The sequence below is a fragment of the Virgibacillus sp. NKC19-3 genome (genome assembly GCF_019837165.1).
Taxonomy (GTDB): domain Bacteria; phylum Bacillota; class Bacilli; order Bacillales; family Amphibacillaceae; genus Virgibacillus_L; species Virgibacillus_L saliphilus.
This window is the reverse complement of sequence record NZ_JAGYHC010000001.1, coordinates 3,791,460-3,811,303: the sequence shown is the minus strand read 5'-3', so window position 1 is coordinate 3,811,303 and position 19,844 is coordinate 3,791,460. Positions and strand designations below refer to the sequence as shown.

Annotated in this window: 21 protein-coding genes; 18 read left to right on the top strand and 3 right to left on the bottom strand. The window is 41.9% G+C overall.

The features are described 5' to 3' along the window. The first annotated feature begins 88 nt into the window (after positions 1-88). From KFZ56_RS18140 to KFZ56_RS18130, 3 genes are read left to right on the top strand one after another with little or no spacing between them, the layout of a single operon-like run. On the top strand, positions 89-982 hold the full coding sequence (locus KFZ56_RS18140; protein ID WP_222643554.1) for a beta-keto acid cleavage family enzyme: 894 nt from the start codon (positions 89-91) through the stop codon (positions 980-982). 1 nt (position 983) lies between these two features. Then, positions 984-1,958, top strand: coding sequence for a 3-hydroxyacyl-CoA dehydrogenase NAD-binding domain-containing protein (locus tag KFZ56_RS18135; RefSeq protein ID WP_222643553.1), 975 nt, complete (start codon positions 984-986; stop codon positions 1,956-1,958). 15 nt (positions 1,959-1,973) lie between these two features. After that, positions 1,974-2,450 carry a thioesterase family protein gene (locus tag KFZ56_RS18130; protein ID WP_222643548.1) on the top strand — a complete coding sequence of 159 codons (477 nt, stop codon included), beginning with the start codon at positions 1,974-1,976 and terminating at the stop codon, positions 2,448-2,450. Positions 2,451-2,493: 43 nt separating this feature from the next. On the opposite strand, the gene KFZ56_RS18125 is transcribed toward KFZ56_RS18130, so the two are convergent. Next, on the bottom strand, positions 2,494-2,724 hold the full coding sequence (locus tag KFZ56_RS18125) for a hypothetical protein (protein ID WP_222643547.1): 231 nt from the start codon (positions 2,722-2,724) through the stop codon (positions 2,494-2,496). Between the two features lie 264 nt (positions 2,725-2,988). Further along, positions 2,989-4,377, bottom strand: coding sequence for an NADP-specific glutamate dehydrogenase (gene gdhA, locus KFZ56_RS18120; protein ID WP_222643546.1), 1,389 nt, complete (start codon positions 4,375-4,377; stop codon positions 2,989-2,991). Positions 4,378-4,540: 163 nt separating this feature from the next. Between gdhA and gltC the strand changes: the two genes are divergently transcribed. From gltC to KFZ56_RS18100, 4 genes are all read left to right on the top strand, one after another. Next, positions 4,541-5,446 carry a glutamate biosynthesis transcriptional regulator GltC gene (gltC, locus tag KFZ56_RS18115; RefSeq protein WP_222643545.1) on the top strand — a complete coding sequence of 302 codons (906 nt, stop codon included), beginning with the start codon at positions 4,541-4,543 and terminating at the stop codon, positions 5,444-5,446. 379 nt (positions 5,447-5,825) lie between these two features. Further along, positions 5,826-8,060 carry a ribonucleoside-diphosphate reductase subunit alpha gene (locus KFZ56_RS18110; RefSeq protein ID WP_222643544.1) on the top strand — a complete coding sequence of 745 codons (2,235 nt, stop codon included), beginning with the start codon at positions 5,826-5,828 and terminating at the stop codon, positions 8,058-8,060. Beyond that, a complete protein-coding gene (locus KFZ56_RS18105) occupies positions 8,057-8,491 on the top strand; it encodes a flavodoxin (RefSeq protein WP_222643543.1) in 435 nt (144 codons plus the stop codon). Before KFZ56_RS18110 ends, KFZ56_RS18105 begins: the two co-directional genes overlap by 4 nt. Beyond that, positions 8,472-9,515 (top strand): ribonucleotide-diphosphate reductase subunit beta, encoded by a 1,044-nt coding sequence (locus KFZ56_RS18100; RefSeq protein ID WP_222643541.1) that lies wholly within the window; start codon positions 8,472-8,474, stop codon positions 9,513-9,515. The genes KFZ56_RS18105 and KFZ56_RS18100 overlap by 20 nt, the downstream gene beginning before the upstream one ends. 541 nt (positions 9,516-10,056) lie before the next feature. Here the strand turns inward: KFZ56_RS18100 and KFZ56_RS18095 are convergent. Next, entirely contained in the window at positions 10,057-11,193 is a 1,137-nt protein-coding gene (locus KFZ56_RS18095; RefSeq protein ID WP_222643539.1) for a M20 family metallopeptidase, read from the bottom strand. A gap of 632 nt (positions 11,194-11,825) precedes the next feature. Here KFZ56_RS18095 and KFZ56_RS18090 point away from each other — a divergent pair. The 11 genes from KFZ56_RS18090 (at position 11,826) to KFZ56_RS18040 (ending at position 19,815) form a co-directional block, all read left to right on the top strand. After that, positions 11,826-12,098 (top strand): MerR family transcriptional regulator, encoded by a 273-nt coding sequence (locus tag KFZ56_RS18090; RefSeq protein WP_222643537.1) that lies wholly within the window; start codon positions 11,826-11,828, stop codon positions 12,096-12,098. Between the two features lie 9 nt (positions 12,099-12,107). Next, positions 12,108-12,860, top strand: coding sequence for a class I SAM-dependent methyltransferase (locus tag KFZ56_RS18085; RefSeq protein WP_222643535.1), 753 nt, complete (start codon positions 12,108-12,110; stop codon positions 12,858-12,860). A 165-nt stretch (positions 12,861-13,025) separates the two neighbouring features. Next, complete coding sequence (locus KFZ56_RS18080; RefSeq protein ID WP_222643534.1) at positions 13,026-13,349, top strand: PadR family transcriptional regulator; 324 nt, start codon at positions 13,026-13,028, stop codon at positions 13,347-13,349. A 1-nt stretch (position 13,350) separates the two neighbouring features. Continuing rightward, positions 13,351-14,025, top strand: a complete 675-nt coding sequence (locus KFZ56_RS18075; RefSeq protein ID WP_222643532.1) for a DUF1129 family protein — start codon at positions 13,351-13,353, stop codon at positions 14,023-14,025. A gap of 319 nt (positions 14,026-14,344) precedes the next feature. Then, positions 14,345-14,668 (top strand): PadR family transcriptional regulator, encoded by a 324-nt coding sequence (locus KFZ56_RS18070; protein ID WP_222643529.1) that lies wholly within the window; start codon positions 14,345-14,347, stop codon positions 14,666-14,668. Continuing rightward, complete coding sequence (locus tag KFZ56_RS18065) at positions 14,665-15,540, top strand: permease prefix domain 1-containing protein (protein ID WP_222643528.1); 876 nt, start codon at positions 14,665-14,667, stop codon at positions 15,538-15,540. The genes KFZ56_RS18070 and KFZ56_RS18065 overlap by 4 nt, the downstream gene beginning before the upstream one ends. Before the next feature lie 2 nt (positions 15,541-15,542). After that, positions 15,543-16,562: a TolB family protein gene (locus tag KFZ56_RS18060; RefSeq protein ID WP_222643526.1), complete on the top strand. Its 1,020-nt coding sequence runs from the start codon at positions 15,543-15,545 to the stop codon at positions 16,560-16,562. A gap of 15 nt (positions 16,563-16,577) precedes the next feature. Further along, the gene (locus KFZ56_RS18055) at positions 16,578-16,859 is read left to right on the top strand and encodes a YesK family protein (RefSeq protein WP_222643525.1); all 282 of its coding nucleotides are present in this window, start codon (positions 16,578-16,580) and stop codon (positions 16,857-16,859) included. Positions 16,860-17,166: 307 nt separating this feature from the next. Continuing rightward, positions 17,167-17,517, top strand: coding sequence for a hypothetical protein (locus tag KFZ56_RS18050; protein WP_222644052.1), 351 nt, complete (start codon positions 17,167-17,169; stop codon positions 17,515-17,517). 673 nt (positions 17,518-18,190) lie between these two features. Continuing rightward, complete coding sequence (locus KFZ56_RS18045; protein WP_222643524.1) at positions 18,191-19,174, top strand: ring-cleaving dioxygenase; 984 nt, start codon at positions 18,191-18,193, stop codon at positions 19,172-19,174. A 29-nt stretch (positions 19,175-19,203) separates the two neighbouring features. After that, a complete protein-coding gene (locus KFZ56_RS18040) occupies positions 19,204-19,815 on the top strand; it encodes an alpha/beta hydrolase (RefSeq protein ID WP_222644051.1) in 612 nt (203 codons plus the stop codon). Positions 19,816-19,844 lie beyond the last annotated feature (29 nt).

Below are 19,844 nucleotides of genomic sequence, written 5' to 3'. Positions count from 1 at the left end.
GTGCGTTCACAGCTACAGGACGTATGAGGAATTAATAAAACTACCTTTTTGTGGAAACATGTAGATACAATCAAAGGAGGAAAATATCATGAATAAAAATGTGATTATTTCATGTGCGGTAACAGGTGCGGGAGATACGACAGAAAAGAGTTCGCATGTTCCGATAACCCCGAAGGAAATTGCAGATGCAGCAATTAAAGCAGCGCGAGCAGGTGCAACGATTGCTCATGTGCATGTACGCGATCCAAAAACAGGAAAATTAAGTCATGACGTGAACCTATTTAAAGAAGTAGTGGAGCGTATCCGGGAGGCAGATACGGATGTTATTATAAATATTACAGCCGGCGGTGGCGGTGATTGGGTGCCAAGCGATGTGGATCCGACAGCGGGTGGTGCAGGTACAGATATACAAACACCAAAAGAGAGACATGAGCCTGTCGGATTACTACTTCCGGAAATGTGCACATTGGATTGTGGTAGTGTGAATTTTGGCGATCAATTGTATGTAAGCCCGAGCAATTGGTTACGTGAACAAGCCAGTCTTATTCAAGAAAGTGGTGTCAAACCAGAGCTGGAATGCTTTGACACCGGGCATATCCGTTTTGCCAATCAATTGGCTGCAGAAGGTCTTATTGACGGAGACCCACTCTTTCAATTCTGCTTAGGAATCCCGTGGGGAGCGGATGCTGATGCCGAAACCTTGAGCTATATGCGGACACGTATCCCGGAAAACGCGAATTGGGCTGCGTTTGGAATTGGGCGGATGCAAATGCCGATGGTGGCAGAATCTGTGCTTCAAGGTGGTAATGCGCGTGTCGGTTTAGAAGATAATCTTTATTTGAAGAAAGGCCAACTTGCTACCAATGAGCAATTGGTTGATAAGGCAGTAGGTATTGTGCAAAGCCTTGGTTCAGATATTATGTCACCAGCAGATGCACGTACGCATTTAAATTTACAGAACCCAAATGGAAAGGCGAATTAATATGAATGTAGAAGAATCAACAGCACAGATGAAAAACATCACCGTAGTAGGAACCGGTGTTATCGGAAATGGCTGGATTACACGGTTTTTGGCAAATGGCTATCAGGTAACAGCGAGCGACCCTGATCCAACAGCAGAGGAACGTAGTCGCGCGGCAGTAGAACGAGCATGGCCAGCCATGGAAAAAGTAGGTTTAGCCAAAGGAGCTTCCATCGATCGTCTATATTTCGAAAAAGATCTACAAACAGCTGTTTCGCATGCAGATTTCATTCAGGAAAATGTACCAGAGCGAGAAGGGCTAAAACAGAAGGTGATTGCTGAAATTGACCAATACGCACCTAAAGAGACCGTGATTGCTTCAAGCACATCGGGAATTTTACCGAGTACATTACAGGCGGATTGTGTACATGATCCGGGGCGCGTTATCGTGGCACACCCCTTTCATCCAGTATATTTAATGCCATTGGTCGAAGTGGTTGGTGGAAAGCAAACGGAGAATAAATGTATTGAAAAGGCAACATCCTTTTATGACCGCATTGGCATGAAGCCGCTTGTCGTGCAGCGAGAAATAGAAGGACATGTGGCAGATCGGCTGATGGAGGCAATCTGGCGGGAATCGCTCCACATCGTCAATGATGGTGTGGCAACAACAGAAGAAGTAGATGCGTCTATTGTCTATGGGCCAGGCTTGCGCTGGGCATTAATGGGTCCATTTCTAACCTTGCATATGGGTGGTGGAAAACAAGGCATGACGCATTTGCTGGAACAATTTGGCCCGGCTTTAAAACTGCCATGGACGAAATTAGTAGCGCCGGAGTTAACGGATGAACTTGCTGCGAAAGTAATTACAGGCACAGAAAGGCAAACAGCAAATACCTCAATGGATGAACTGGAAGAACGACGAGATCAATTTCTGATCGAGCTCCAGGAATTATTAGAAAAATATTGGCCGGCAGCTACAGTCAACGGCTCGTAATGGAGGGAATGTAAGGTGGGAACAGCAAACGTAATACTTCAAGATAATGTAAGGGATGAATGGATCGATTATAATGGGCATATGAATGATGCGGAGTATGTGCGTGTATTCAGCTGGGGTGTCGATGCATTTATGGACATAATCGGTCTGGACGAACGTTTTCGAGACGACAAACAGTACACGATGTTTACATTGGAAAGCCATGTCTGCTATTTAGATGAAATGAAACGTCACGAGCCATTCAAGGTGCATGTGCAAGTCATTGATTATGATGAGAAGCGTGTACATGTATTTTATGAACTGTACGGAAAAGATGGCAAGCGTGCTGCAACAAGTGAACAAATGCTCATGGGGATGGACCAGGCAACTGGAAAACCGGCCCCGTTTCCGGAGACGATTTTTGCTGCGGTAAAAAAACTAGCAGAAGCCCATACACCCGATGAAAAGCCTAAGGAAGTCGGTCGTGTGATTGGGATACGAAAGAAGAAATGAACAAGCAAGCATACAGCGGGCAACACTGCTTGCTTGTTCCATATTATGGAAAATTTTTTTCGTCTCCTTTTTTCATCCCAAATTTTGCATTCTTAAATTTTGTAAATAAAAGAAAAAGACTGACAACAAATACTGCGGCAGCTAGCCATCCAACAGCAGGTTCTAGTGGAACTACACCTAAAAAGGTAAGAATAGCAATTATAGGCATGGTAAAAACTCCTGTAAGTACACTTAAATATTGAGATTTCTTTTTGCCAAAACTTACGTATGACATATAACCTCTCCTTAAAGTAATGAAACGCATACACTTTTTCAACATACATGTTATTATCTTCTTATGTAGAATGTATTCCCAAAACAGGAAATAGCAAACTTCCATATTCTATCCATGCTGTTTTTTCCAATTATTTCAAATCCGTATAAATAATGGATCTCATTTGATAAAAAGAAGTGACGTGTTTATCCATTTCATGAATCAGCTTATTAAAAAAGCTGCCTGCAGATGCAATTTTGCATTTGCAGACAGCTTCTTTCATAATTATACAACACCTTGCGCCAGCATTGCATCCGCTACTTTTCGGAAGCCTGCGATATTTGCTCCGGCTTCTAGATTGCCTGGAAGATCAAATTCTTCAGAGGCGGAGACGCAATTCTGGTAGATGTTTTTCATGATTTCTTTTAATTGCCCGTCCACTTCTTCAAACGTCCAAGACATGCGCATACTGTTTTGGGACATTTCCAGGGCAGACACGGCTACACCACCGGCATTTACAGCTTTTGCAGGGCCGTATAATACATCGTTGTCTAAAAATACATCGATAGCTTCGGCGTTGCAAGGCATATTAGCGCCTTCCCCTACTGCTTTAACTCCATTTTGAACAAGTAGATGAGCTGCATCTTCATCAAGCTCATTTTGCGTAGCACATGGGAGTGCAACATCACAGGGGATTTCCCAGATGCTTGTGCATCCTTCTACATAAACGGCTTCCGGATACTTTTCGGTATATTCGCGGATTCGCCCATTATTTCCTTCTTTAATCTCTTTTACAACATCAAGGTCGATCCCATTGGCATGATAAATATAGCCGCCTGAATCACTGCATGCAACAACAGTTGCACCAAGTTCTATCGCCTTTTCGATGGCATAAATGGATACATTTCCGGAGCCTGATACAATTACTGTCGATCCATGAATGGACTGACCTTTATCCTTCAACATTTCTTCTACAAAGTAGATGGTTCCATAACCGGTAGCTTCTTTACGTGCTAAACTGCCGCCGTATTCTAATCCTTTTCCGGTTAAAACGCCAGCATCGAAACTGGAACGAATTTTCTTGTATTGGCCGAACATATAGCCGATTTCTCTAGCTCCCACGCCGATATCACCAGCTGGTATATCGGTATTTGGCCCGATGTATTTTGCCAGTTCTGTCATGAAACTTCGGCAAAAGCGCATAATCTCATTATCTGATTTACCTTTAGGATCAAAGTCGGCTCCACCTTTTCCACCACCAATAGGCTGTCCGGTAAGGGAGTTTTTAATGATTTGCTCCAGACCAAGAAACTTCACGATGCTTAAATTAACGGACGGATGGAACCTTAGGCCACCCTTATATGGTCCTAATGCACTATTAAATTGTACACGGAATCCGCGGTTTACATGTGGGTTGCCTTTGTCGTCAACCCATGGTACACGGAATGTAATCACACGCTCGGGTTCTATCATTTGTTCTAAGATTCCTTTTTCCATATAGATGGGGTACTTTTCTAGGACAGGGATAAGGGATTTGAAGATTAAGGCTACAGTTTGGTGGAATTCGGTTTCGTTTGGGTCGCGCGTTACAACAGTTTCGTACACTTTTTCTAAATAGTCGTGGACGTTTTGCTTGGTTTCTGTCCTATTTTTTTTTCCAACGGCATTTATCATTCTATTCCTCCTTACTTTTTGTTTATCGGCATATACGGAAGTAAAAATTCGAATCGGAAATGAGTAAGTATCTTTAATTTTACTAAAAATAATTCATCGAAACAATATCAATTATAGATGAAATCAATGCCAATATGCGATAATGGACAAAGAGGTGAGTGTTATGGAACTGAAACAGATTAAATATTTCATTGAGGTGGCAAAGCAAGAACATGTGACGAAGGCGGCTGACACTTTGCATGTAGCCCAATCCGCGATTAGCCGACAAATCTTTAACCTGGAGGCGGAACTTGGTGTTGATTTATTTATACGTGAGGGAAGGAGTGTCCGTTTAACATCGATTGGGAAAGTATTCTTGGACCGGATGGAAAATGCCATCCACGTGATTGATGATGTTGCGCAAATCATTGAAGAGTACACCGATCCGGAGTTGGGGACGATTCATATTGGCTTTCCCAGTAGTATAGCGAGTTATATTTTGCCGACAGCGATTTCTGCATTTCGGGAGCGCTATCCACATGTGAAGTTTCAATTAAATCAGGGATCTTATTATGAATTAAAACAGGCCGTCATCAAGGGTGAAATTAATATGGCGTTACTGGGGCCTGTTCCGATGAAGGAAAAGAAATTAAAAGGTACCATTCTTTTTTCGGAAAGTATGACTGCGTTATTGCCGGTAACTCATCCCCTTGCCACATCTGAATCACTGCATTTAAATGAATTAAGGGAGGACTCCTTTGTACTGTTTCCGGAAAACTTTATCCTGCGCAATATTACGATCGATGCATGCAGGCAACTGGGGTTTGAACCGAATGTTTCCTTTGAAGGAAAGGATATTGATGCCATAAAGGGATTGGTTTCTGCGGGGCTTGGCGTATCTCTTGTACCGGAGATAACGCTTGTTGATAATTTACCACGTGCAACAGTGAAGTTGCCAATTACGCAACCAAATGTCACCAGAACGGTAGGGGTTATTGTTCCATCTGATCGCCAATTGCTTCCGACAGAAAAATTATTCTATCAATTTCTCAAAGATTTCTTTACTCGATTGGAGCAATTTCAGAGCTAATGGAAAGAAGAAATGAACAGAAAAATCCATTGCATTCTATAAGCATATATGATAGAGTTGTATACAACATATTGAGATCATTTTAGTCAAGTTAAACTATATATAGTGTTTCGCTACGGTGACAGCAATTGCTGCCTGTAAAGGAAATCCGGTCTTAACTTGGACCTGAATCCAGCAACGGTTCGTGTGGACGATGAGCTACCTATTATATTATAACATATGAGAGAGACTTTAGTAGAGAGAAGCTCAAGTTGAGATACTTCCCATAGCTGAAGTATCGTTTCTCCTTGGGGAGAGAAGGTGAGCGCACGTTTGTGTTGCTATTTATCGTTCATTCACGAATGAACGGGTTTTTATTTTATAAAAAGGAGAATTACGCATGATAACAGTAGCAGCAGTTAATGAGGAGCACATCATTCAAATGATTGATCGAGCGGCGGAAAATCTATCAATCGACACAGCGAAATACAAGGAAAAATCCTTAAGAGCTATTCAACCAGATGCCACACCAGAAAAAACGGCAGAAATCTTAATCAAAAATGCACTCGAAAATATCGACGAGGCAAATACGGAATGGACCTATGTGGCAAGTCGAATTTACTTACAAGAACTTTACCGTCAAGCAGGAAAAAATAGGAATTATGATCCTGCTCTGCGTTATGGGAATTTTTATGAGCTTATTCAGACACTTACCCAGGAAGGGATTTACGCAAGTCATTTATTAGAGAAATATACGAAAGAAGAAATCGATACGGTCGCAGCATATATGCAGCCGGAACGTGACCTGCTTTTTCATTATTTAGGATTATATTCTATTGCAACAAGATATCTGGCAACCGATCACGCAAAAAATACATATGAATTGCCGCAAGAACGTTGGATGATTATTGCGATGTATCTCATGCAGGACGAACCCAAGGCGCAACGCATTCAGCTTGTTACGGAAAGCTACTGGGCGCTTAGCAATCTGTATATGACAGTTGCGACACCAACATTAACGAACGCCGGAAAAACGCATGGTCAATTATCCAGCTGCTTCATCGATACGGTTGATGATAGTTTACAATCCATCTATGACAGTAATACCAATATTGCGAAACTCTCCAAAAATGGTGGCGGCATTGGCGTTTACATGGGTAAAATCCGCAGTCGCGGCAGTGCGATCAAAGGTTTTCAAGGGATGTCCAGTGGTGTTGTCCCATGGATTAAACAGCTGAATAATACAGCAGTGAGTGTCGATCAGCTTGGGACAAGAAAAGGTGCCATTGCGATTTATTTAGATGTGTGGCATAAAGATATCGAACCGTTCCTTGATTTGAAATTAAATAACGGGGACGATCGAATGCGTGCCCATGATATTTTTACAGGGGTTACGCTGCCGGACTACTTTATGGAAAAAGTGGAAAAACGAGAGGATTGGTATCTATTTGATCCGCATGAAGTACGTCAGGTCATGGGCTATTCCCTGGAAGACTTCTATGATGAGGAAAGAGGAGATGGAACATGGCGCAGGAAATATGAGGAATGTGTACAATCCGAGCAGCTTTCGAAAAGCCGCGTCCCTGCCATTGATATCATGAAACGGGTGATGAAGTCTCAGCTCGAATCAGGCACGCCTTTCATGTTTTACCGTGATGAGGTGAACCGACAGAATAGCAATCCGCATAACGGTATGATCTATTGTTCCAATCTATGCACCGAAATTACGCAGAACCAGTCACCAAGTGAATTTATAGAAGAATTCATTGAAAATGAAGACACCATAGTACAAAAATACAAGACGGGTGACTATGTTGTTTGTAACTTGAGCTCTATTAATCTTGGAAGAGCTGTCCCGGATGATGTGTTGGAGCCGTTAATTAAAATTCAAGTACGGATGCTTGATAATGTGATCGATATTAACACCCTACCGATAAAAAATGCGCAGTTAACCAATCAGAAATATCGTGCGATTGGCCTCGGTACATTCGGTTGGCATCATCTATTAGCCTTGAAAAATATGAAATGGGAATCTGAAGAGTCGGTAGAATTTGCCGATGAATTATATGAAAAAATTGCCTATTTAACGATTAAAAACAGCATGGAATTAAGTAAGGAAAAAGGAAGCTATCCAGCGTTTGAAGGTAGTAAATGGAGCGATGGAACGTATTTTACACAAAAAGGCTACACCGATGATAAATGGATGTCATTAAAAGCAGAAGTAGAAACAAATGGAATGCGTAATGGCTACTTAATGGCGGTAGCGCCTAACTCGAGCACCTCGATGATTGCAGGCTCAACCGCAAGTATTGATCCGATTTTTAAGCCATTTTATAATGAGGAAAAGAAGGATTTTAAGATCCCGACAACGGCACCGGATTTAAATCATCATACGTATGAAGTCTATCGACGCTCTGCTTATATTGTGGATCAACGCTGGTCAGTCAAGCAAAATGCCGCACGTCAGAAGCATATTGATCAAAGTATTTCATTCAATATCTATGTGCCAAATACCATTCGCGCATCCGTGCTTTTGGATGTACATTTGCAGGCCTGGAGGGAAGGATTAAAGACGACCTATTATGTTCGTTCAACAGCGAATGAAGTCGAAGAATGTGAGTGGTGTGAAAGTTGAAAATCCTAATTGCATATTTATCCTATAGTGGAAATACAGAAGAAGTAGCGGATTCTATTGAAACGAAATTAGCGCATGAAAACCTAACTGTGGATCGGCATCAGATCGGAATTGATGCCCCGATAGATCCCGCCATGTATGATTATATTTTTCTTGGAACATTCACATGGGAACAGGGAAGCACGCCGGATGAGGTGAAGGATTTCGTGTTGGAAGTTGGCTATAAGCCGGATAATATTGCGGTATTTGGAACAGGAGATACGCAATTTGGTGGTGACGATTTATTCTGCAGGGCTGTGGATAAATTGGCTACTTTTTATCACAGCCGGTGGAATGGGTTGAAGATTGAACAATCCCCGAGAGGTAGTCAAGAAGCAATTATAGATGAATGGGTAGAAGGAGTGTTGCATCTTGCCAAGAGCTATGCTTGAGAAAGCGAAAACGTTGGAACCGCGTAATCCGAATAAATCAACAGGATTATTCGGCGGGAAATCAAGTGGAATTTTAAACTGGAATGACATTGCTTATCCACATTGGTATAAAATGTATAAGCGGCTTGTGGGTAACTACTGGCAAGCAGATGAAATCAATATGTCCAGTGATGTGAAGCAGTTTCCAATGTTGACGGAATCAGAGCAAGAGGCATATTTGAAAATCATTGGCCTGTTATCCACATTGGATGGTCCACAAACAAGAACGGCATTGCTTCTGTCCCTATATTCCACCGATACGTCGGTGCAATCGATTATGGCGGTCATTTCCCAGCAGGAAGCGGTGCATAATGAAAGCTACTCTTATGTACTTTCCTCTGTCGTATCGTTGGATGAGCAAAATGAATCCTTCGATCTTGGCAGGAAGGATCCTGTACTACTGCGGCGAAATGAGAATATCATCAAGCAATATAATGCGTTTGTAGAAGAACCAACCATCGAAAATATTCTAAAGACGCTTGTGTACACATCCTTGTTAGAGGGCATGTTCTTCTATTCCGGCTTCGCGTTTTTCTATAACTTGGCCCGGCATAACAAGATGGTCGGTACATCGACCATGATCAGCTATATTAACCGTGACGAACTCGAACATGGGCGCTTTATCGCAGAATTGTTTCGTGCAACACTTGCTGAAAATCCCCAGTACAATACAAGTGAGTTTACGGATTGGATTTATGCCCATTTTCAGGAATCGGTTGAGTTGGAAATCGAGTGGTCCAACTATGTATTGGCAGATGTGGAAGGTATCGACCTTGAGGAAATGGCAGGCTATGTCAAGTATCGGGCCAATAAAATGCTTCGCATGATGGGACTTGAGGAGATTTATCCCCAACATGTGGATAATCCAATGAAGTGGATCCGCGCGTATGTGGATAACTTTGATGGCACGAAGACCGACTTCTTTGAACAGAAGTCCAGGCAATATACGAAGACAAGTGATTTGAATGGATTTGATGATCTGTAGATAAAGTTTAGGCGGAGATGATTGGCGTAGTGCTGATCGTCTCCGTTTTTTATGTTTGGGATTTATAAAATTGTTGGCTTGCGCATAACTATTGATAGATAAACGGCCGTATTCAGCCCCAAGCGCCAAAAACTAGGAGCCAACACAGGAGTAACCTAGAAGACTTAGCGGCTGCAGGCCTCAGGCGCAGACAGAGCTAAAGTCGCACGTATGCCCCAGCGGGCGAAAGTCATCATCGCTTCGTTGCTACTGAAGTGAAGTCCCATATTGAGCTGGAAATCCTGAGAACGGGCACTCATGGGTAAAATGAAGTCCCATATTGAGCTGGAAATCCTGAGAACGGGCACTCATGGGCGAAGTGAAATCCCATATTGAGCTGGAAATCCTGAGAACGGGCACTCATGGGTAAAATGAAGTCCCATGCTGAGCCGTCCCCCTGAGAACCGAGCCCTCATCCGCCGATAAAGCGTACGTTACGTTTACCCTTTAGTAGTTCTTTGAAAGCATTGCTTCTACTTTATACAAGCATGCCAGTGCAGTCTTATTCCTCGCTTAACTGCTGTAAAACATTGCAAAATAACATCATTCGTTCTTGGAGACTATCCACGATGAGGTATTCTTCGCTACTGTGCTGTTTCCCACCTACGGGACCAAGGCCATCAATGGTCGGGACATTCATTGCCGCTGTAAAGGATGCGTCTGATCCGCCGCCGGTTGCCGTATGTCCGACGTTTAGTCCAAGTGCTTGAGCTTTGGTTTGGACAATATCAACGAGTTTTTGCACCCCGTCGGTTAACTCCATAGGTGGCCGGTTGATTCCGCCTGTCAGCGTTAATTCGATTCCGTCGAGTACGTTTTGCTGACCAATCGCCTGAATTTGTTCGTCGATGGTTTTTCCTTGTGATGCGGTGCTGATCCGCACATCGACCGAAGCTTTTGCAGAGGGAGCAATGGTGTTCACTGATGTTCCTCCCTCGATGAGTCCTACATTAACATGTAAGCCATTGTCCGGATCAGAAAGGCTTTGGAATGCAAGGATTTTATGTGCTAATTCCTCGATGGCGTTGATCCCGTTTTCTGGATTCATACCGGAATGTGCCGCACGTCCCTTTATATGCAACTCATACACGCCACTGCCACGTCGCGAACTCACAACCGATCCATCTTCCCTTGCCGGTTCTACCACGAGGGCTGCTTTCTTTCCTTTCGCCTTTTCTTCAATCAATGATCGGGACGAAATGGTTCCAAGTTCTTCGTCACTATTGAGCACAATTTCAACATGCTTATAGGCGGAAATCTGTTGTTCAACCAAGGCTTTCATTGTGTAAAAAACCATCACCTGACTCGCTTGCATGTCGATGACGCCAGGACCATATGCTTTCCCGTCACGAATGGTAAACGGACGTTCGCTTGCTGTTCCCGCTGGAAAAACGGTATCCATATGTGCCACAATTAAAATATCCGGATTTGTTGCGTCTTGGTGACGTAAAGTGATGGAATTTCCATATTGTTCGCTTTTGTGCACTTTTGGAACGAAACCAATTTGTTCATAGTTTTGGCAAAGGATTTCACCAACGCGGTCTACACCTGCTTTATCGGTTGATCCACTATCGGTATTTACTAATTTCTCAAGCATTTCTAGCATCTCGTTAACATGTTTTTCTTCAAATTCTTGCATGATTGCTGCCTCCTTGATTTTTATGCAATTTCTTGCTTTTTCAATTGATAATACTTAATTAGTAAGCTAACTCCTGCGTTTGGCGCCTGTGGATTCTAAAATAGTTACAGTGACACCTATTGTAAATAAGAAGAAAATAATATTTCCTTCCTTTTTGGAAAAATTTTGAACGATAATCAAAAGAATATTACTCTTAGGGGAACGTTGTCAAGTCGCTTGATCTGGGATGGCACCGAGCTGAACCGGGAGAGGACGCCATGAAATAGGGAGAGCCGCGCACCGAACCGGGAGAGAACACCTTGAAATAGGGAGAGCCGCGCACCGAACCGGGAGAGGACGCCATGAAATAGGGAGAGCCGAGCACCGAACCGGGAGAGGACACCTTGAAATAGGGAGAGCCGAGCACCGAACCGGGAGAGGACACCTTGAAATAGGGAGAGCCGCGCACCGAATCGGGAGAGGACGCCATGAAATAGGGAGAGCCGCGCACCGAATCGGGAGAAGGTGCAATCTGTTAGCATAGGTACTCATTATTTATTTTGTATGGAATGTTCCTTATGTCACTTTTTTGATAAAATCCTTTACCTTTCCGTTGGGTTAACGTTTATAGTAAGGATAAGGGAGAGGATAGCATGTATATCAAAGACGTAGCAAACTTAATGAACACGACTTCAAGAGCCATTCGCTTTTATGAAGAAAAGGGATTAATTTCTCCACAAAAGGATATATTCAATGATTACAGGTATTTTACGGAAAAGGATCTTCTCCGTTTAAGTACCATTTTAGCCTTACGGGAGATCGATGTAGGAGTGGCAGATATTAAAAAAATATTCGTAGGCTTGGATATGAGCATGAAACAGTATCTTGATATCCAACGCGCTGCAATGTTTGAAAAATGGATGTAGATGAAAGACATGATTCGAACTATCGATCAAATGGTGGCGCGTACAGGAAATGAAGATTACTCCATTAACGATATCCATGAATTGGCCCAACATCTGAAAAACTTAAAGCACATTCGTACACGTTGGCAGGATAAATGGAATTTTGATAGCTGGGCGGAAGACTTTGATTACCACATAAAGAGAGAGGGATATGCCTTTAATGTTCATCAGGATTACAATGAGGCTTTAGACAAAGTAGTAGATACGATAAAACTGCAACCTGGGGATATTTGTCTTGATATTGGAGTTGGCACAGGAAATCTCGGTTCCAAACTTTTATCTTCGGGTATTAACGTGATTGGTGTTGATCAGTCAGCTAACATGCTTGAAGTTTGTAACGAAAAGCATCCTACAATTGAAACGAGAAAAGGACATTTTCTTGCCCTCCCATTGCTAAATGACCAGGTGGACGTGATTGTGTCGAGTTATGCATTGCATCATGTACCAGATGAGGAAAAGGTGATCGCTTTAGAAGAGATGAACCGGGTGCTAAAACCACATGGGCAGATTTGTATCGCTGATTTGATGTTTGTCAATGATCAGCATCGAACAAGCGTGATGGATAGTTTTCAAGCGGCAGGAAATAACGAGGCGATCAATGCCATAGAAGATGAATATTATGCAGATCAATCCCTTTTAATGGAATGGTTGGATGCAAATAATTTTATCGTTGAAACACACCAATTTAATGATATCTTAAGTATGATTTATGCAAAGAAATAAGAAGGACTTTATTGGATCACACCTAAAGTTTAAGGAAAAACAGCTATTTTGTATTGCAAGTTAGTTGTTTTTCTGCTAAACTATATGGTATAACAAGGTAGGCAAAATTAAAGTTGTACATATTTTTTTGCATATCTATATTGTAATACAAGGTAGGTGAACTAGTTGTCGATACGAAGTCAATTATTAAAAGGAATATTGGAGGGATGCATTCTTGCGGTAGTCGACCGTCAGACTGTATACGGTTATGAATTATCATTAAAGCTTCAGGATTACGGACTTTCCGTTAGTGAGGGCTCCATTTACCCCATCCTACTAAGACTGCAAAAGGAAAAGCTGATTAGGGGAGAAATGCAAAAATCACCAACCGGCCCAAATCGGAAGTATTATTATCTGACGGATGAGGGAGCGGAGGCCTTAGAGGAATTTAAAGTAAACTGGGAAGGGCTTAAATCTCCAGTCGACCGTTTACTACATAAGGAGGAATAGCATGAATGCAGAAGAATTAATTCAAATGAATAATGAAAAACGAAAACAGCTGTCAAAGGAAAATAAGGAGTATTATGAGGAAATGCTGGTCTATGTGCGTCTCTCCTATGATAAATCCGATCAGGAAACGGAGGAGATTTTAGCTGAATTACTGGATCATTTACTAGAGGCACAAGCAGAAGGGAAAACAGCGGAGGATGTATTTGGGCGGGAGCCGAAGAAATATACGGACGAAATTATTGGCGAACTCCCTAAAATGGTAACGAAAAAACGCATGCAGTATTTCATCATGGGTGTGCTGTATTTTCTGGCTGCCATTGCCTTTTACTCAGGAATTGCTACGCTTTTTAGTCATTATGTGCTTGGTATAGAACCGTTAACAAAAACGTATTACACGGGAACGCTAGCTCTTAAAACGCTGATCAATATTCCGGTGGCATTTGTGATTTTGTATGCAGCTCTTCAGTATATTCGTTGGTCCTGCTTTAAGAAAATCAACAAAGTAGTGGAATTTTTCTTGTCTGCACTATTGGGGATTGTTGCGATTGGTTTATTTATGCTGGTTATCTTTGTCGTACCAGATTTTGGGCCATCGGTGCAAATTCCGTTCTATGTGACCTTGTTGCTTGGAGTTGTACTGTATTTGGTAGGACGGAGGGTGAGAAAGGCTATATGAGTGAGGTATATGGAGAACATAATGAAAACGGGAGAGTGCGAAGCTAAATCGGGAGAGAATATCGTGAAGTTGGGAGAGGTACGCGTTAAAACGGGAGAGAGTGGTCCTGAAACGGGAGAGCCCCTCCAACTCGATCGAGTACCGCCTCACCTCGATCGAGTGCGAGCGTAACCCGATCGAGCGCCACTCCCAACCGATCGACAAGGCACCATAAAACCAGGAAGGAGCCCGTTGAAACTGAATAGAGTCACCTCTCACTCCTATACCTTGTAATACGATGTACATCGTAATACAATGGAACAAAGAGGTGATATAAAAAATGGATCGGGAAATCATGAAGGGTAGTATTGATATTTTATTACTGAATCTACTATCCGGAAAAGATATGTACGGCTATGAGATGGTAAAGGAACTGAAAGCTAAAAGTGATCAGTTGTACAATATGGGAGAAGGGACACTTTATCCTGCCTTAAAGCGAATGGAGAAAAAGCAGTGGCTTCATTCTTATTGGTCCCAAACGGAGCATGGCAGAAGGAAGTACTATCAGATAACAGATGAAGGCAGTGCCATTTTAGAAAAGAAGTTGGAAGAGTGGAATAGTATTCATAACTTAATAACGAAAACGTCTGGAGATTTATCATGAACCGGTTCGAAAAACATGTCGAATATGTACTCAAACAAACGCAGAGTCCGGATCACGAACGTGAAGAGATGAGAGAGGAGCTGCTCAGTCATTTACATGAGGCCAAAAGCAGTTATATCAGTGATGGTTTCTCTGAAAAGCAAGCAGAGAAAAAAGTAATCGCAGCGTTTGGGGATCCGCATAGGGTTGGATGGGAGTTACAGGAATCGATGTATCCGTTTCAACGGGGATTATTGTATCTGATTGGTATCGCTACTATTCTATTCGGGGTTATCTTTTATTTGAATCTTACTTTTGTTATCCGGGAACCGACCCCTGTTTGGTTAATTGTTCAACTGCTATCAGGCAGCATCGTCACGTTAGCAGCGATGAATATTTCCTTTGCAGGCCGTTATTTTTATTTGCTTAATGTCCTGCTTATGGTCAACGTGATTTGGAATGGGATCAATTTGGTAGTGGTGCAAGGTTTATCCCAGTGGCAGGCTATCCTTTTTAGTATCTATTTACTGATTCTGATTGGGCTGGGTCTTCTATTTGTTTTTCGGAATTCCTACTATTCTACCAATCAAACGGGAATGACACAGGGAAAACAAGGCTTTGTAAAATTTAGCTATATCATGAATTTACTGTATGGAATGGCGACTGTCATTTTAAGTTTGTTTTTCTTGTGGGCCCTTCTTGCGTTCTCCGAAACAAGTATATATAACTTTTTGACATTGATGCCGATTTTGATCTGGTTGCTATTTTATAAATACCAAATGACATTCATCGCGAGAAAGCCGGCTTTATCTCTGGTAACAGGTTTATTGGCTTGCCTATTAGCTATCGTCCTTTCCTTTGTTTTGATTCGTTTGGTTTCCGGGGGGTATTAAAAATGTCATTAATCATGAAAAATATAAGCTTCATCACCGGAATGATACTGTTATTCCTCATCTTGTGGGGTATGGGTTACTTAGCTGGAGGCCCTACCGGCTATTCTGGATTCGGGGAGCCTACGGATATTTCGCCGAATGATGAAGAAATCGTTTTTACCTATGAACATGAGGGGGAGTCTGCAATTTACACGGCACCTGTTAGCGGTGGAAATGCGGAATTAGTAGTGGAAGCCACCGAAGGAAATACCCTCCTGCATCCAACGTTTTCTCCTGATGGCGAAAAAATTGCCTATGTTGAACAATGGGAAGAAGGTGAAGAGGATGATGCACAGCCGCTTGGAAAGCTTGTACTCATTGATCGCACAAATGGAGAGAAAAAGGAAATGACAGATGAGGAAGGTTTAGTGACCGAGGCTACCTTTTCGCCGGATGGCCAGTCTTTATTTTTCCTTCAAGCTGGTGTGCACACAAATTATTCTCCCATTGCATCCGAGCGTGCTCATGATTTCGATATGTACCGTGTTCATTTAGACACAGAAGAAATTGAACAGATCACGAACAAAGAGGCCTACGATATGTCCGATGTGAACGTTACGCCTAATGGCAAGGCGTTGCTGTATCGCTATTATGATGAAAGCGATCAGTTAGTGTTTCAGTCCTTAGAAGGGGGAAGCGAAACAACTGTTACCCCTATAGGAGATTTCGCTGCCGATCCACCGCTAATTTCTTCACCGGCGTTGTCACCGGACGGGGAATATATTGCTTTCTCTGATGTAGCTAGGACAGATGAAGACGGCACCTTTATTTATGAAGGATTCCGAATGGATGTGGAGACGAAGCAGGCAGCGCAGGTCACGTCATTTGGCGAACATGTAACTAGTCCAGTCTTTTTTCATCATCAGGATAAACTGGTTGTTACGGTGGATAAAGGATTTGCTACATCTGAACCGGATTACAGCTATTGGGTGATTCGTGCAGATGGAACAGCGCGAGAACGTATTGAGATTAATTTTCCCTAAATGGAGGTTTACGGTATGGATAGATTACTTTTGAGTGAATGGCTCCCTATTATTTTAACAGGTGTACTTGTAGCTGTAATAATTGTTACGCTAGCGTTTTCCATCAAAAAAGCGGTATTATATATAATTACGACCATTTTAAGTTTAGTATGTATTTCCCTCATTGTCTTCAGTCTCGTTGGAATAGGAGGCTGGGAAGGAATGGGGCTCGGGTTATTTGCTGTGTCCGCTTTTCTGGGATTAACAGTTGGTGTATTGATTTGCCCGTTTATTAAGAGTAAAAGAGATTTATTTTGATGAAACATATATCATTTCATACGATCTAGTCCTTTTTTATATAGAATAAAAAAAGGACTAGTTAGAGACACTATAAAATGGAAAAAAGCACAATCCTTTCGAAAAACGAGCTTTTACGATAGGCTTAGTGCTGTGATCATATCGAAATGGAATGAGCGAAAGATCCAAATTTCGTACGACCATGTAGCGACGTAACCATGACATGACTGGGAAAGAGCAAAATATCAGTAATAAATGCAATAACCAACAATATGTAAATTAGCTAAAAAATACCATTTAGAAAATCAACCAACCAGGAGTGAATATCATCATGTTAAAACATTTATCAAATGGTTATGTTGCAAAGGAAATGATCAATAGCAGCTTACCAAAAGTGAAAAATGACGAGCAAGCGGCACAGCAATTTAAGAATGGCTTCAATTTATCGCGTAATGCCATGCGGGTTGCAGGCTTTTTTGAATTAATTGGCTCGATATTTTTACTCATGTCCGTCTTTGGAAAAAAGTTTGTACGAATTGGGACCGTTATGATTAATATTATTCTCGGTGTAGCCATATTTAAGCACCTCAAAGCCGGCCACGGGCTAAAAGGGTCAAAAAGTGCACTGAAATTTTTCGGATTAAATACCGTTAATTTCATGGAGACCTTGCGTAAATAGGCAGAGCGATGGGGTATAAAGCAAAAATAAGAACGCTTTAGTAAGATAAAGATAGTACCGATTTATTTCATGTTGGGATTGTGATTGCAAGCATATTTGGCCTATATCAGTTATTTTTCGCATGGATGTATATGTTAAAAGCATGGCGTACGAATGTTGATAAAGGAACCTATTACTTGCATGCTTATTATATAACGTTGAGAAATTTGTTGTTATGATTACATTTGGCTGGTAGTTATTTAGCTACCGCCTTTCATGTTTCTATGTTGATTTATAAACATCGTAAAGAACGGGTGTCTCTTTGGAATAAAAGTAGGCGCCCGCATAATATAAGAAATGAATGGTCTAACTGAGGCATCTTAAGCAATTGGCGCGGTGCTCTGTGACTAATGGTTAGCGTATGGATTTGCCCCTTTAAGAAAAGCAAATAGTAGCCAAGGAAAAAGCTAAAGAACGATAGAGGTAAGGTTTTCTCTACTGTTCTTTGGCTTTTTTCCTTCTTGAATGAATCAAACAAAATAATTGACGTTTCTCCCGTTTTTCTATAAAATTAAACGTAATTAAAGATAATTTAATTCAATGTAAAAAAGAAAACAAGCATTTCAGGAAAATGTGGTTTTTTATAGTGGTTTTCGTTGAATAGATCATAAATAGAAATATGGAGGGTATAACAATGAACGCATTAAAAGGGATGCATCATGTTACAACAATTACGAGCAGCGCAGAGAAGATATATGAATTTTTCACCTATGTATTAGGCATGCGTTTAGTTAAAAAAACAGTGAATCAAGATGATATTCAAACGTATCATTTATTTTTCGCAGATGATAAAGGGAGCGCAGGGACCGATATGACATTCTTTGATTTTCCCGGTATTCCAAAAGGTGTTCACGGGACAAATGAGATTGCAAAAACCTCATTCCGTGTGCCGGATGATGAAGCACTCGATTATTGGGTGAAACGCTTTGACCGTCTGGATGTCAAGCATACGGGGATAAAAGCGCAATTTGGGAAAAAGACACTCTCATTTGTCGATTTTGATGATCAACACTATCAACTGATCTCTGATGAAAATAACAATGGTGTTGCAGCCGGAACACCATGGCAAAAAGGTCCTATTCCACTAGAGTACGCCATTACAGGACTGGGACCAATCTTTGTACGTGTTGATCATTTCGATTACTTTAAGGAAATCATGGAAAAGGTTCTCTTATTTACCGAAATGGATCAAGAAGGTGCTTATCATCTCTTTGAAGTGGGTGAAGGTGGAAACGGGGCACAAGTTATTGTGGAACATAACACCGTACTACCACAGGCGCGCCAAGGGTATGGGACTGTTCACCATTCCGCATTCCGTGTAGAGGATCGGGCTGGACTGGATGACTGGATGAAACGGATGCAATCCTTCCGTCTGCCGAATTCCGGGTATGTGGAACGCTATTACTTTGGCTCCTTGTATACGAAAGTTTCGCCACAAATACTGTTTGAAATTGCGACAGATGGCCCCGGATTTATGGGTGATGAACCCTATGAAACGCTGGGAGAAAAATTGGCGCTACCTCCATTTTTGGAACCCAAACGAGAGCAGATTGAAAATGCCGTTCGTTCTATTGATACAGTAAGAAGTACCAAAGTATTTGAAAAGGAACAGGAGTAAGGTCTTGATCAATGGAAAGGGAGGAATAAATCATGAAGCACATCTTTCAAAAGGGGAATAACCCATCCAAACCGACATTGCTACTACTGCACGGAACTGGAGGCACGGAGCATGACCTTCTGTCTCTTGCAGATAAGATCGATCCGGATGCAAATATACTAAGCGTGAGAGGGAATGTAACGGAAAATGGAATGCCACGTTTTTTTAGAAGGTTAGCAGAAGGTGTATTTGATGAGGAAGATTTGATTTCCCGCACCAAAGAATTGAATACGTTTCTAGATGAAGCAGCCAAAAAGTATGAATTCAACCGTAATCATATACTGGCCATCGGGTATTCAAATGGGGCAAATATTGCAGCAAGCTTACTGTTTCACTATAATAATGCTCTAAAAGGGGCAATCCTCCACCATCCAATGGTTCCAAGAAAAGGAATGCAGTTACCGGATTTAGCAGGGAAAAATGTATTTATAGCGGCCGGCACCAATGATCCGATCTGTTCACCACAAGAATCCGAAGAATTGAAATCATTGCTGGAAGGCGCAAACGCCAATGTCAAACTTCATTGGGAAAGCAGCGGACATCAATTAACCATGAAAGAAGTAAAAGCAGCAAGAGAATGGTATGAAAAGAAGGAAGTATAGGGACGAGGGGACAGGTTCATTGTCCCCTC